Source organism: Bdellovibrionales bacterium, assembly GCA_016716765.1.
In the GTDB taxonomy this organism is placed as follows: Bacteria; Bdellovibrionota; Bdellovibrionia; order Bdellovibrionales; family UBA1609; genus JADJVA01.
In genome coordinates, this window is the sequence record JADJVA010000025.1 from 1 (window position 1) to 14,205 (window position 14,205).

13 protein-coding genes and 1 tRNA gene are annotated in these 14,205 nt (G+C 45.7%); 10 read left to right on the forward strand and 4 right to left on the reverse strand.

The window, feature by feature from the left end; translation table 11 throughout:
* Positions 1 to 626: 626 nt before the first annotated feature.
* The 8 genes from IPL83_16340 to IPL83_16375 all read left to right on the forward strand — a co-directional run bounded on the left by IPL83_16340 (position 627) and on the right by IPL83_16375 (position 8,653).
* The gene (locus tag IPL83_16340) at positions 627 to 1,088 is read left to right on the forward strand and encodes a hypothetical protein (protein MBK9040696.1); all 462 of its coding nucleotides are present in this window, start codon (positions 627 to 629) and stop codon (positions 1,086 to 1,088) included.
* 562 nt (positions 1,089 to 1,650) lie between these two features.
* On the forward strand, positions 1,651 to 1,827 hold the full coding sequence (locus IPL83_16345; GenBank protein MBK9040697.1) for a hypothetical protein: 177 nt from the start codon (positions 1,651 to 1,653) through the stop codon (positions 1,825 to 1,827).
* Between the two features lie 837 nt (positions 1,828 to 2,664).
* Complete coding sequence (locus IPL83_16350; protein MBK9040698.1) at positions 2,665 to 2,955, forward strand: hypothetical protein; 291 nt, start codon at positions 2,665 to 2,667, stop codon at positions 2,953 to 2,955.
* 28 nt (positions 2,956 to 2,983) lie between these two features.
* A complete protein-coding gene (locus IPL83_16355; protein ID MBK9040699.1) occupies positions 2,984 to 4,171 on the forward strand; it encodes a hypothetical protein in 1,188 nt (395 codons plus the stop codon).
* A 336-nt stretch (positions 4,172 to 4,507) separates the two neighbouring features.
* Positions 4,508 to 6,706 carry a hypothetical protein gene (locus tag IPL83_16360; protein MBK9040700.1) on the forward strand — a complete coding sequence of 733 codons (2,199 nt, stop codon included), beginning with the start codon at positions 4,508 to 4,510 and terminating at the stop codon, positions 6,704 to 6,706.
* A gap of 2 nt (positions 6,707 to 6,708) precedes the next feature.
* The gene (locus IPL83_16365) at positions 6,709 to 7,737 is read left to right on the forward strand and encodes a mitochondrial fission ELM1 family protein (GenBank protein MBK9040701.1); all 1,029 of its coding nucleotides are present in this window, start codon (positions 6,709 to 6,711) and stop codon (positions 7,735 to 7,737) included.
* Positions 7,738 to 7,823: 86 nt separating this feature from the next.
* Positions 7,824 to 8,192, forward strand: a complete 369-nt coding sequence (locus IPL83_16370; GenBank protein MBK9040702.1) for a hypothetical protein — start codon at positions 7,824 to 7,826, stop codon at positions 8,190 to 8,192.
* Entirely contained in the window at positions 8,189 to 8,653 is a 465-nt protein-coding gene (locus IPL83_16375) for an NUDIX hydrolase (protein ID MBK9040703.1), read from the forward strand. Before IPL83_16370 ends, IPL83_16375 begins: the two co-directional genes overlap by 4 nt.
* 338 nt (positions 8,654 to 8,991) lie before the next feature.
* Here IPL83_16375 and IPL83_16380 read toward each other — a convergent pair whose 3' ends face one another.
* Positions 8,992 to 10,497 (reverse strand): DUF2339 domain-containing protein, encoded by a 1,506-nt coding sequence (locus tag IPL83_16380; protein MBK9040704.1) that lies wholly within the window; start codon positions 10,495 to 10,497, stop codon positions 8,992 to 8,994.
* Positions 10,498 to 10,750: 253 nt separating this feature from the next.
* On the opposite strand from IPL83_16380, the gene IPL83_16385 reads away from it, so the two are divergent.
* Together IPL83_16385 and IPL83_16390 are read left to right on the forward strand one after the other, a co-directional pair.
* Positions 10,751 to 11,539 (forward strand): MFS transporter, encoded by a 789-nt coding sequence (locus tag IPL83_16385; protein ID MBK9040705.1) that lies wholly within the window; start codon positions 10,751 to 10,753, stop codon positions 11,537 to 11,539.
* Between the two features lie 35 nt (positions 11,540 to 11,574).
* Positions 11,575 to 12,633, forward strand: a complete 1,059-nt coding sequence (locus IPL83_16390) for a 1-acyl-sn-glycerol-3-phosphate acyltransferase (GenBank protein MBK9040706.1) — start codon at positions 11,575 to 11,577, stop codon at positions 12,631 to 12,633.
* Positions 12,634 to 12,760: 127 nt separating this feature from the next.
* Here IPL83_16390 and IPL83_16395 read toward each other — a convergent pair.
* From IPL83_16395 to purN, 3 genes are all read right to left on the reverse strand, one after another.
* Positions 12,761 to 12,836 (reverse strand) — tRNA-Asn (locus IPL83_16395).
* Between the two features lie 66 nt (positions 12,837 to 12,902).
* Positions 12,903 to 13,427, reverse strand: a complete 525-nt coding sequence (locus IPL83_16400) for a hypothetical protein (GenBank protein ID MBK9040707.1) — start codon at positions 13,425 to 13,427, stop codon at positions 12,903 to 12,905.
* A gap of 111 nt (positions 13,428 to 13,538) precedes the next feature.
* A complete protein-coding gene (gene purN, locus IPL83_16405; GenBank protein ID MBK9040708.1) occupies positions 13,539 to 14,204 on the reverse strand; it encodes a phosphoribosylglycinamide formyltransferase in 666 nt (221 codons plus the stop codon).
* Between the last annotated feature and the right edge of the window lies 1 nt (position 14,205).

Genomic DNA, 14,205 nt, shown 5'->3' on the forward strand with positions numbered 1-14,205 from the left:
AACTTGAGAGAATAGTTCCACGGAATAACTCAGATTTTATTCGCGCACGTTACTACTCTTGGCCGTCTTCCCATGTCTAGATGCTCCTCGCCCAGAGAGAAAAATGCTACAAAAAATGTCGTTTCTCGGACTGGTTGATTTTTAGAATCGGAGAAGAGCATGACATCTATCGCAGGGATATGTTAGTGGCGCCGTTCGCTCAGCGAAGAAAGTAGTGAAAAATGTCCTTAATTCTCTGGATTGCACAAAAAGTTCTCCTGTCGATCCAAGATCGGCGTCGCGGTTGAAATCCGTTGAACATCGGACTTGCGCTTCCGTTTCAAATCTCTTGCAGACTTTACAGACTCTTTGATTTATTTGCGCAATCACCTGCCTAGATGGGACCTAGTTCCGACCCAAGCTGACCCAAGAAGGCCCAAATGAGGCTCAAACAGGTACCTGTCTAAGGCTTCTACATTCCTGGGGATGGCACCTATTTCGTTCTAGCGCCTAAAACGACCAGAGGCGGGCTTCTTGGGATATTTTGACGCCATCATAACAATGGCATATTTTTAGCATTGAAATTGTCTCGTAGCTGCTCTATCAAAGGAATTAAGGCATTAAGAGCTGAGTGAGGTGTGGCTGTTATGAAATTCATTTCAAAATCTATTTTTTTAGCCCGCTTTCTCGCTCTTGCGTCTCTATCCTTCTCACCCGTCCCATCGATCGCTCAATCAAACCCGGGCCTGCCCCCTGGAGATTACGTTTACAATCCAACGACCAGGTTCCTATGTTCCTTTGGCGGAGATCCAAACAGGAAGCGCACAGGCTTTGTGGAAGACGGCATTTCCGGACGCTCTGCTGGGCAGTCGGATTCAAGACTCGGTAACTTAGGACAGGATTACGAAAACTCTCCTGGGCTTTCTAAGAACGCCCGCCAAATCGAACAAATGGGCCGGTTCATCAAAACAAAAATCGTCGGAAAGGACGATCGCTGCCCACTAGATACGGGCCGGATGCAACAGATACAGATCGGGCAATGTAATAGGCGGGCCAGGTTTTCGATGACTCGGACCCGAGCCCTAAAGTTGAAGTCCGCAGAGTGTTAACCGGGCATCTGGTTGCATACCACGGATATAGTTATTACAAGCGCTCATAATTTTGGGTACGGTGAGAATCGAACGTCTAGCTGATCCGAGAAAGGTTTCACCTTTACTGTAAGGGTGTGGGAGTCAAAAACCAAGGAGGGTATGTCATTCGTAAGCTTTAAGGTGAAGGACGTTTTTCGGAACTGATGATCGGTCGATATCCACTTTTGGATTACGCTTACTTAGCAGAAGAAGATGTCGGCAAGGTGGTGGATGGTCTTCCTGTACCCAAAAAATATCAGATCAATCCGTTGCCATTTAAATTGTTGATGCAAGAGTAAGCGCCCAAAATATGCGATGACAGCAGGGGCAATAAGGAAACGAAGGATTCTCGAAGAATTGTGCGCCATTTAGTCTTACGACAATGCCAACGATGACCGCTTAGCGGAGGATCGATTAATGTGAGTCCTGAAAGTTTGTAGTTTCATAAAGGGACACTCTAGGAGGTGCTTCCTGGTTTGCTGCAGTCGCCCTTCTCGATGAGTCAAACCAGCACTATATTGCAGCTCTTCCAGGGGTTGGGATGATGGCGGAAAAATGGGCCGTTCGAGAGCAGGAGCAAGGGAATCTCAATCCAGAAAATCCCGGGGTCGCTCCTGGTAGGATCGCTCGGAGAAATGTTGCTATCCAAAGCCACCACGTTCTGCAAATCTTTTATGGATTTAGCGAGATTGGGCCCGCCGAAACAAGGGGCACCTAGGACTTTCGCTTTTGTCTGAAAAGGATTCCTAACTCCTTCCATCGCAGATAAATGAGACTTTTCGCACTATTCTCCCGTCTAAATAGAACGAAAGTTTTATCAATTGAGTTTATCTCATTGGAACAATTGACTATCTTATTTCGGATCTAAGTCCTAAAGTGAAACAAGTGGGATACCGATAAGATACAGTTAAAAGGATTTGGTGGGGGATTGGCACGTGATGGCCAGGGCACTCTTTAGGTCTTCGCCGAAGGGATCTGTGTGGTAACACTTTACCTCTTTCCTCTAAGTTGTGCCTTATCTTTTCCCTTATATGTTGGTCTGGTCAGGAGCCCCTCGGCCTTTCCTGCCCCATGGATACCGACAAGATCACCCGTTTGGCTGCACTCAGGATAGATGGTAAGGGGCGTTTCTCCTATAGCGATAAATCTTCACTCTATCGCGCCTACATACTTCCCTTGTGAAAGTAATCCCTCAAGTTCGCCAACCGCCCAATTAACTGGATCCCTTTTATAAACTTGGAGGATGTGGACCTCGTTCTTTGCCCGGAGGCTAAGTCGCCACCAAGAGAAAGTCACAGAATCGCCGCAAATTGACAGCGCAACCCTGCGCGACCTCTTGCCCCTCGATCCCTCCCCAGCCACCAGCCGTGGTAGTGGCGGCAGGTGACAAACGCAACCCCAAAACCACCCCAAAAAACGGATTCCTCAGGCAAGGGGGGCGCCGCAGATAGTGGCGATGAAGCGGTTCTTCAACTTCCGCGCAAAACGATAAAAAGAAAAGCAGGCAGGAGAAGAGTCCTACACAGGGGAGAGCACTTCTTGTTGGAGTGAAGATATGGGACAAGTGGCGGGACAGCCGATGTGCGATGCCAACGGGAGTCCCTCTTGCTGGACAAAGTCTGCACAAAAGGACAGCGGTCTTCCCAAATGCGGAGCTGATGGAAAGCCCGTGGCCTCTACAAACGAAGGCAACGGAGGAGATCAAGCCACAGGTGGAGCCGGAGATCTCCCGCAGGGATTTCCCCAACCTCCAGAGGTAGAGGGCGATCGAGCTCTTTGCGAACAAGCGCACAAGAAAGCCTTCACTTGTTGCACCGATCCCGTCAAAGTGTGTCTCTGGCCTTGATGGACCCAGTGCCAGTTCGATGACGGCGATGGGAACACTCTTAGTTGGCGCTACGGGAATGATTGCCATGGGCGGAGCTTCAGGTGGAGATTCGGCAGGAATTGCCAAGAGCTGCGAATTTATGAAGATCGTGGCATTGGGTGGTGCGGGTGCCAACACAGCTCTTGGTAGCAAGTGCTTCACTGACAAGGGCTCTTGCGAAGACAAATGCACCGAAGTTGTGAACAAATATCGAAGAGTGCTGACAGAGTGTTCAAACCTCGACACAGTTTGGAGTGCCAATGGAGGCAAAGGTCCACGCTGCCCCTCCACTTGGGTGAGCGACTATCGTGCGGCCCAGGCCAATGCAGAAGGAAGAGGAACTCGGTGTACCGGATACAACGCCAATGTATCCGCCATGGGAGCACAAGCTGCTCAATCAGCTGCAGCAAGTGGATTTGCCGATCTCTGCCAACAAGCTGCCATGACTCAAGCCACCGGATTTCCTGAGGTCGATCAACAACCTGTTTTTAACGGAGACTGCAACGATCCCGTCAATGCTTCAAATCCCATTTGTGTGAATTGCAGAGGACCCAATGCTCAATCCGATCCCCTTTGTTCAGGATTGGGCGGAGGCAGTGCCTCGACTGGAAGAGGCTCTGGCAGTGGAAGCTCATTTCAGAACACAGGATTTGGAACCAGAGCAGTGGATGGCAGTGACCTCAGTGTGCCTGATACCAATGCACAATCACAAGCCCCTATCTTTGGTGAAGGATTGGGGGAAGAGGCAAGGGCCAATGCCATTCCAAATAACGGTGGGGGCTTTGCGGGTGGTGGTGGTGGTGGTGGCGGCGGTGGTTCGATGCCGTACTCTGGAGGTGGAGGCGGCTATGGAGGTCCCGGCTATGAAACTGATATTTTAAAAGGAGTTAGTGGAGGAGGAGGCTATTCGGCAAGTCCTCTTCCAGCTGAATCTCGTGAGGGATATTCCAGCTTTAGTGGTGTTCTTGAAAACGGAAAACGAAGTGACAATCCCTTTGATAAATTCGATCTGAAACAATATCTGCCGGGAGGCAAAAAATACGGTGACCCTTCGCGAAATCCAGCGTCAACAAATCAATTGAAACGAAACCCTGAGATTGGCGGCGCTCACGAAAATATCTTTGAAAAGATCAGCCGCCGCTACCGGATCATGTGCCTTCAAGGTCGCTTGATTGGCTGTGAAAAGAGACAGTGAACTCGTTCCAGGCAGAATGAAAAGGTCCTTCTCTTAGTAGATATGATCTTTTTTCAAATCTTTGAAAGATTTAAAACAGTTTTCATCTTTGTGAGCGGTCAAAGGAAACGCAGATGACTTACTTTCAGATACATCGTACAGCGTCTTGAAATAGCGTCTCTGAGAGGAAGTAAACTATGTTGATCTCACGTCTGAAAAGGTTTAAGTGGTCTTTTTTCCTAATTTTCATGCTGTCTTTTTGGAACCCCTCGCAAGCCATAGCAATAGATCTAAGTAAACGCTGCATATCAGAGTTGAACACCCCTGCCAAGAGTCTCCCTCTCGGGCCCTATCAGCTTGAAAACGACCAGTTCGAAGCTGGCTTGGGGCTTTTTAACTGGAAGCATTTCAGCGCGCAAAGCTGGGATTGAGTTCAATGCCGAACTTGATAGGCTGAGAAATGAATTTGACTCAAATAAAAATCGCCTTGAGACATTAATTACAGAAATTCAGGCCCAAATACCGACTGACATCAGAAACCAATATCTTAAGATGCTTGCGGAGGAATTTCTGCAAGAGATAATATTAAAAAAAGACAGAGTCACCCTAACAGCAGATTTTGAAATCTTGTCTCAAGAACTGCTAAAAGAGACTCAAAATATTATCTATCAATCTGTAAAATTAAATTCTATTATTGAAAATTCCAAGGCAAATTTAGCAAAAATATTCAAGGAAAGCCCCCGTAGATATCAAACTAGAATCACCGCAAGCAGTCTTGATCAAGTCCTGATAGAAATAGATCAATCAAAATCGCCTGAGATCGCGCAAGAAATATATGCACTGGCTTTGATAAGACTTGCAAAAGATATCTCAGTCTTCCAGGAAAGCGAGCAAGTTCGTCAGAAAAATGAGAAGCGGTTCCCAGTTGAGCTGCCAAACAACAGCGCTGAAATAGTTCGTGAGTATGGGAAGTTGATTGAATCCTTTCATTTAGATGTCCCTAACGATCCAATTGTTCTCAGGACAGATCAAGTGGCACAACAAATGGAACGCGATTCAAAGCTTAAGTTGTTCATATATCGAGAGCTTCAAGTTGCCAGACGCCTTCTCAATGAAGCTAATGCCCAAGCGAATAATTCAACTTTTCAGGCAATGCGGGAGAGAGTCAGAAACAATCAGAAAATACTTATCGATTACTTAAATCTAACAGGAACAGATCTGTCACAAAATCGATCGTCTTATTTAGGCTTTGTGGACGGACTGCGTTTGTCAATTCGGCATATTGATAAACAAAGAATTTTTTCAAAAGTTGGGTTGAAGGGCTCGCTAAATAGGGTGACCGGTTTTTATAGGGAGCTTCTCCTCAGAGAGGCTCTCAAAGATCAACAGCTCGCACTGGTGATTATTGGCTCAACAGTTTCTCTACCTCCCATTTCACCTAAGCCAAGCGTCAAACCCACTAAACCAGATAAACCCACAAAAATAACAGTTTCTCGTTCCGCCTCGAAGTCTTCGAAAAAGAGTGCGAGAAATAGGAACAAGGAAAATAAGCAAAAGTACCTTAATGGGAAAAGAGATTTTGCTCAGAATATTGAAAAATACAGACTTGCAATGGAAGCTTACAAAAAAAGCTTAATTGTGGCTAAAGATGCAGAATACAGAAGGAGCGTTGCCAGACAATCTCTTTATAGTTATATCGTCGCTCACCATCCAGATCTTGTACGAGCAAATTCTGGAGCAACCGCTGATGCTGATCGTATGAGAGATTTAATCCTAGAAAATCAGAGAAGCATCCTTGAACGTCGCCTCAGCAGGATGTCAGAGCCTCATCGCACCAACCTTAATAATCAAGTGAAAGGTATTCAGCAAAGACTGGGCTCTCAATATCATTCATCTGAAAATGATGGGCTATTAAATTGGATCCTTTTGTTTTACACAGGAAATCCGCTCTGGGTTATTAATTCTGATTTTGCCAAACTCACGCTTTTTATGGACGTATTTGCTGGGACTCGTTTTAATTTTGACGAACAGGATGGTGCTTCAGGGCTAAGCGCTTTGATCTATTCCTCAGCGAACGCAGGAATCCCCGTCGCAGAGGCTGGCTTTAGAGAAACTGACTCGATAGGGGGACAAGTTCTCATTGGCGATCAGGCTGTAAGAGATATCGAACAAATCGCAAACGAACACCCTGAATATGTCGAAGTACTTGATAGCACAAGAGAACAAACTACTCAGGATGTTGATTTAAACCTGGGTGGAAGGACGTACACAAGTGCTTTGCAGGACGGTCTTATCCAACAACTGAAACAGTCACCGGATGAACTCGATCGCGCGGAATTGGCCGTTGACCATCAGTTGGCCCTAGATGGAAACTTGACCCATGCGAACCCGGAAGGGGAAGGCCCTCCAACAACAAGTGCCAGTGACTGGAATTCATTTGTCGGCCAATCTGATTCTCCTTGGGCTGGTGGGGATGCGGAAACAAAAGTGGGGACAGAAAATGATCCAAAGACAGATGAAGAAATCATAAATGAAGAGATAAGTTCGGGCAGTTGATAATGCGTTATCTTTTGGTATTTCCCACGCTTTTTTGTATTTTTACTGGGAGTGCATTTGCCAAGTATGAGGTTGCAATTGTTAATACTCACCTCTCTGGCGAGCTAAACTCTTTGGTTGGAATTGCAAGAAAAATGGAGACCAACTACCACATCGTTGAGGCCGATCAGCTCGACCTTGTGGAGAGTTCGCTAGACCTTGTTTTGCATGCGCTCGGTAATGAGAATGAAATCGATGAGCTTCGCAACTTCAAGGCTCGGCATCCGTTTGTGAAATTGGTCAACTTTGGCGACCCGCTAAGTAATTATGATTTGTTTGATAAGATCATTATGCCTTCTCACCTTCCTGTCTTACAATCAGGAATTCAGGTTGACTACATAGAGGGAATTCCAACCCCATTGAACCATGAAGATCTCAGGATCGAAATGAGTCGTTGGCATGGCAAGCTTCCACAAACACAGAATCCGCGAATTGCAGTTTTGATTGGCGGAAACGCAAAGGCCAGCAATTTCACCGCCAGACACGGCCAAATGCTGGCGCTTGAACTAAATGCGCTCAGGAAAAAATATCATTTTTCCTATCTCATTACGAACAGCCGAAGGACACCAGAAAGTACCCAAGCTGCTTTCTTTCAATACCTTGAACCTCGCCCTGAGGATTTCTTTTTTGATGTTCGTTCAGGAAGCTCTGACAATCCTTACAGGGCCATGCTCGGCTTCGCCGATTATGTCATAGTCACTGGCGATTCTATGTCGATGATTGCGGATTCTCTTAGCCTCGGTAAGCCAACCTATGTTTTTGCCCCAACAGGAAGTTTGGAGGAAAGACACAAAGCGTTTATATTGCAGCAGGCACACAGGAACAGACTTAAACCCCTGTCCAGCGAAATAGGACCTTTCCATTATGAGCCTCTTTCAACTTCAGGCATAATCGCAACAAGACTGATTCAGATGCTCTCAAGTTCGGAAAAAAGAGGAGTTCGATGTCAGCGATACCTCTCAAAAGCAAGCGCGTATCGCTACAGCGAATAGAAACTCTCTCAGGTCAGAGATTTTTGATTTTGACTATGTATGTTCAAATTAATACTCTGCTTCCTACACTTATCTAAGGGGGAGAGATGAATAGTCGCCGTGTGATTTTGTTCGGATTAATTATTTTTCAGTCTGTAATTGGACTGCAAGCAGCAGCAAAGAAAAAATGTGAATCTGAAACAGAAAAATCTGCGAACGCCTTAAGAATATCATCGCGTATGATCAGAGCCATTTTGGATGACGTCGATGCCAACTACAAAGCTATTAACGGTGGTGGTATCTCAAAAATCGACGGGCTAGAAACATTTAAGTATAAAGTCTTTCTACCTCAGGAGGAACGAATCGATACAATTACATATGAATTCAAAGTAAAGCCTAACTGCCAAATGAAGATTTCGAAACGAGAAGAGGGTGTCGTAACACCAACTTTAAATCCAACGAAAGAATCAAAATGAATAGGTTCCCATCGTGTTATGTGACCACAGATATCGTTGCACTTCGGCAACTTAAAAATGGAACTCAAGAAGTTTTGCTCATCCAAAGAAAGAATGACCCATTCAAGGATGCTTGGGCATTGCCCGGCGGTTTTCTCGATCAAAGCGATCAAAATGTTCTCGCGGGGGCCCTGCGAGAGCTAAAGGAGGAAACCACAATTAGTGCCAATCCAACTGACCTGAAACTCATTGGCGTTTTTTCTGAAAAGGGTCGCGATCCCCGCGAAAATAATCCAGAAGATCTCTGTCGAGTGGTTTCAGTGGCATTCATGCTTGCGCTGCCAGAGAATCATGTTGTGCCACATGCAAGGGATGACGCCAAAGACCTAGGCTTTTTCCCGATAGGCAGCCTCCCAAAGCTTGCCTTTGATCACGAGAAGATTGTTTCAATAGCTTTAAAGGACTATCAGAATTTGGCGTGAACCAAACCCTCGCGGTAAGGTGCAGGCGCCACTCTCGAGAGCGACCCTTTGAAAACGGCGCCTCCACTCAAGCGATAAGGATACCTGATACAAGCCTAATACGAGGATTTCGTGATGGAATGAAGGGTCTACTCTAGACGAATCCAATGCTGCATTTTTTTGAATATCCACCCACAACAATATAATAAGAGCCCTTCGGCCAAAAGACAGGCTACTCGAATAAGGCTGCTCGTATTGCTGACATCATAAAAAAAGGCCTTAAGACTGACAGCCAACAAAATGGTCAAAGCTGAATTGCCTAGGATCTTGTCACGACGCCAGTAAGCGATGCTCAAAATCTAAGAGGCGTAGATGCCCCAAGAGATTGTTACAAAAAGTGCACCCGACCAAGAAATTCGCTCGGAAAATCTGTACAGTCCCAACATCACCTCAAGGTGACCAAAGCCCAATAAGAGGGACGAGTATTTAGCAGGGCCCAACGTAGACCCTGGTGAAGTCGGAACTCCGAGGGCAGCAACGAGGGCAACCGCGCCATAAACCCAATTATAAAAAAACATTGAGCCGATTGATTTAAATGACACGACCGTCAAAATAGCCCCGTAAACAAAAGTCGCCAGAAATATCATCAACGGCCAGAAAAATGTTGTTCGAGCCCTTTCGCTTTGACTCCATACCACCATCACGGCCAAACCAATAAGTAAAGCAGCCAGAGGCTGCCTAGTCTCGTCAAGCAGTTGGAAATAGAAACTGTGAACAAGGGCCATTGCAGCAAACGCGGTCAGCGTTGAACTGCTCTTCAATTCGCCAGACAGGAACGTCCGTGCAAGAAAATATATCCCAAGAACGACTGCTCCAATAGTAACTCCAAACCAAGGTGCAAACTCAGGTTTAATGGTGGCAATCAGATGTCCTGCTGAGAAATAGAAAAGAAGCAGGAGAGGTAACACAGCGGCACTTTCATCTGCACTCAATGGGTTCTTGTGGTAAATAGAATACGAAAGCAGGGCAGAAGAAAAAATCATGAACTGAATGAGTTGTAAAATGAGCAGTTCTGTTTGTTGCTCGGCCCCCGAAGCCTTTCCTGAAAGAAGTAAAACCGTAAAAACTGCGCAATAGCTTGCGATGAACAAAATATCACGACGTTTGTTCATTAGAGCCGTTGCTGAGAAAGAAATGTTCCAGATGACAAGAAATATGGAAAGCACTGACTGCTCTCGCGTATCATATCCAATGATTGGAGCTGCCAAATATGTGCCGGCCATAGAGACCAGCAAAAACAAACGATTGCCTTTATAGAAATTGGCCAAAACTGAAAAAATACCAACCAGAGTAGCGCAAACCAAGGCCGAGTTTGCACTTAAAATATGATGATAAAAATAGGCTCCAAGCCATGTTAAATGAAGAATTGTTGTCCCAGCTCCAGCCAGCAGCGCTCCATATTCCTTCTCTGCCTTTGAAAAAAACTGCGGAGCAAAGAAAAATGCGAGCCCCGTACCTGCCGCTAATAAAATCTGCCGAACAGGCGTGAGCCAACCAGAGTCGATAGTTAATTTGATGAAAAATATTCCGGCCAAAATCACAAAAATGATTCCTATAACTCCCAACATCGAAGATGAATCAAAGTCGGAAGTCTCTTCTCTCACCACGTTTTTGGGAAGACTTGTAACAGGTGGTGTGTGGGTGACGTATGAACTCGAGGGCTGGCTAATTATCTTATCTGGCTTATCAATTTGTGGAGGTCGAGACGTCTGAACTGGAGCTGAACCAACCAGTTGTCGAAGTTGCCTCTCGACGGCCCCAAGCCGTCCTTCAAAATCCTTTAGAACATCTTCGAACTTTTCCACTATTGAGTCTCCATCGTTGCATTCTAAGTCACATAATTTATCATTATTATGAGTATCAGGTTAGAGTAATGGAATCATATAATAGAGAGAAATTCCTTGTCGAAGAATACCTTGGGCAGACTAAAAGCGAGGTACAGAATGAGGACGATATTGATGGAACGAAAGCGAGTCCTCCACCACGATCTGATATTCAAAGCAAAAGTGGCAATTGTAAAATAGAGTAGCGGCTACACGAATTTACAGAGGAGACCTGATGTCATTCAAAATGATAATTAGCGATCGGAAATTTTCGCCACTTTTTTGGACACAACTTTTTGGAGCATTGAATGATAATGTTCTAAAAAATGCTCTTGTTGTAATGGCAACATTCAAAGGGGCAACTGTCGCAGGCCTTGATACAGGTGCTGTTGTCGCTCTTGCTGGCGGTCTTTTTATTCTCCCATTCTTTCTTTTTTCGCCCCTCGCGGGGCAGATCGCCGATAAACTTGAAAAATCCCGTCTGGTCAGAATTACCAAAATGTGGGAACTCTTCATTATGGTGTTTGCGAGCTTCGGTTTCTTTTTTTCAAGCGTCCCCCTGCTTTTAGGGGTTTTATTTTTAGCTGGTGTTCAAGCCACTTTATTTGGCCCACTCAAATACAGTATGTTGCCAGAGTTAGTTAATCAGGAGTCCTTAATTGAGGCGAACGCCTTTGTGGAGTTGGGTACTTTCTTGGCAGTTCTGGTTGGAACGATTGGCGGCGGAATTATGGTTTCACTTCCAAATGGTGAGTGGTGGATCATTTTTTCATTGATTGTCATTTCGCTGCTCGGCCTTTTTGCCTCGTCAAAAGTGCCAGTAACCTCTGTGGCTTGCCCTGATCTCAAGTTGAATTTCAATCCCATTCCGGTCCTGAAGGACAACTTTCAGCTTCTTAGGCAGAGTAAGGCGATATTTAACTCAATTCTTGGTATCTCTTGGTTCTGGTTTTTGGGGCATCTATTCTGTCCATTCTTCCCGTGTATTGTAAAGACTTTCTCGGTGTCGGCGAACACGTTGTGACCTGTTTCCTTGCTATGTTCACAATTGGTATTGGAGTGGGCTCTATACTTTGCGAAAAACTCTCCTTCCGGCGGGTCGAAATTGGTCTTGTGCCTCTCGGTTCACTTGGCATGACCATTTTTCTAGTTGATCTTTTTTTCGTGGGACCAACATGGAATGTTGATACAAACCATCTACTCCCTCTGAGCGATTTTTTGGTAACCTCAAGTGGTCCGCGACTATTGGTCGATTTTTTTCTGATGTCACTTTTTGGCGGATTCTTTATTCTACCCCTTTACACACTAATTCAGGATCGCAGCAAGCCAGAATCTCGATCGCGAGTCATCGCTGGCAACAATATCATGAACTCAATCTTTATGGTCGCGGCAAGTCTCCTGGTGATGGCTGCCCACAAATTTCAATTGAGTTACAGCCAATCTTTTCTTGTGTTGGCCATCCTCAATCTCACCGTTGCTATTTACATTTACTCCATCGTGCCGGAATTTACCCTTCGCTTTCTCTCATGGCTCCTGGCTCGCGCCCTTTACAGAATCAAAATTTTCAACGATGGGGAAATTCCAAAAGAAGGGGCTGTGGTATTGGTGTGCAACCACGTTAGTTATATTGACTGGCTGATTGTTTCGGCACTCGTCCGACGACCAGTCAGATTCATCATGTACTATAAATTTTTTGATATTCCAGTCCTTAAATATCTGATGAAACAGGCCAAGGTCATTCCGATCGCGGGAGCAAAGGAAGATTCAAGAATTTTAGAGACGGCTTTTGATACTATTTCTAAGGAGCTGCGAGATGGAGAGATCGTGTGTATATTTCCTGAAGGAAAGATCACTCGCGATGGTCAAATCGACGTGTTTCGAGCCGGGATTGAAAAAATTCTGGCAAAGGATCCCGTGCCTGTGATTCCAATGGCACTGCAGGGACTATGGGGAACATGGTTTAGCTTAGAAGGCGGTAAAGCTATTATTAAGGCTCCTCGCAAATGGTTGACGAACATTAGCCTCATCGTTGGGAAACGAATTCCAGGCGCTCAGGCCTCGGCAGAGACACTGGCAAGCCAAGTCAAAAGTCTTTTTGTAACTGAGCTTCCTAAATAGATCCCCAAATCCGAATATTGATATTGAGGATGGCTTTGGCTGACTGGGACTTGGAGGTGCGAAGGGTTTGAACCAACGACTGCCCGCCGACCAGAAGACCTTAACTTATTTATTTTACTAGATAAATTGGCTCAGGTGGAGGGACTCGAACCCCCGACCAAGCGGTTAACAGCCGCTTGCTCTACCAACTGAGCTACACCTGAACACAGAGGCAGAGAATTTAAAATTCCCACGATAGTTTGTCAACTTTCTTCACCAGATCACTCGTTTCAATTTCCCTTTTGCCTGGGCAGGCTTTCCAACCGCTTTTTGGCCTCATCAAGGTCTGAAGAACGAAAGGCTTGATTTTCCGCCAAATAGACCCCACTTTTTGAGCTCAAAATATGCAATTGAGGCCCAGACTCAAAAGAAAGAACCAGATCAGGAGAAAAAAGAGCTAAATCAAGGCCTTCAATTGGCACCGAAAAAATTGATAAATTGCATGACTGCGCGAGCCAATTCCTAACAGCAGCAGTCTCCAACCATTCCCTTTTTTCTCCAACTTGAACTATCCACTTGTCAGCTTCTCTAAATACTCGAAGGTTGCCAGCTTCGATCGCCGTAACCTGAGACAGGCACCAATTCCATACGCGAGACTTCTCGACATTTTCAGTTAGAACTTCATTGTTCGGCGCGCCAAAGAGATCATTCACGCCATCTCTCAAACTACCAGATTTCAATCGAAGCATCAAAAAGACAACAACGATGAGACCTAGAATCAAAAAATTGATCTTTAAAATTTGAGCAAGTTTCATTTTTGAAATACCCCTAAATCCGCACCGGCGATCATTGCAATCTTTTTAGAATTCGCCAAGAAATTTTTGCTATTAAAAAATGCAGATCGGGGTGGACCAAAAGAAAAAATGTCAATTATGCCCCGAGCCCCAAAGGGACAGGATGGTCTCCGTGACAAATTGCTTTTCAGCCTCTAGGACCCGTTTCTCCAAGGACTCTGCTGTATCGGTTGGGAGTACTTTGACCTCTCTTTGAGCCAAAATCTGACCCTCATCGTAATGTTCATTCACGTAGTGAATTGTGATACCCGTGACTTGGTCGCCGGCAGCAATGACGGCCTCATGAACTCGGCGACCGTACATCCCCTTGCCTCCGTGAGCAGGCAAAAGAGAGGGGTGCGAATTAAGAATACTGTGGGGGAATTCTTGGAGTACGGCGGGCCCTAGCCTCAGTAGAAAACCGCTCATTAATACCCTTTCAGCTCCCCAGGCAATGAGTTGTTCACACAAAGCTTTATCCCACATCTCATCCGATGAAAAATCTCTCTTTTCAATCGTGACTGAGGCGATTCCATGGGACGAAGCAAGCGCAATGGCCCCAATCTCAGGGCGACTTGCGATGAGGCCAACTATCTGCAAAGCGGAATCAGTTCTCTTGCTCGCTTCAATCAAAGGAGCCAATACCCGCCCCTGCCCACTGGCCAAAACAGCAAGTTTCACCCTTGCCGACCCCAAAGGTCGCATGGAATCCGAAACCCTCACAGATCCAATGCCTGATATCTGCTTCTTCTCTGTCATT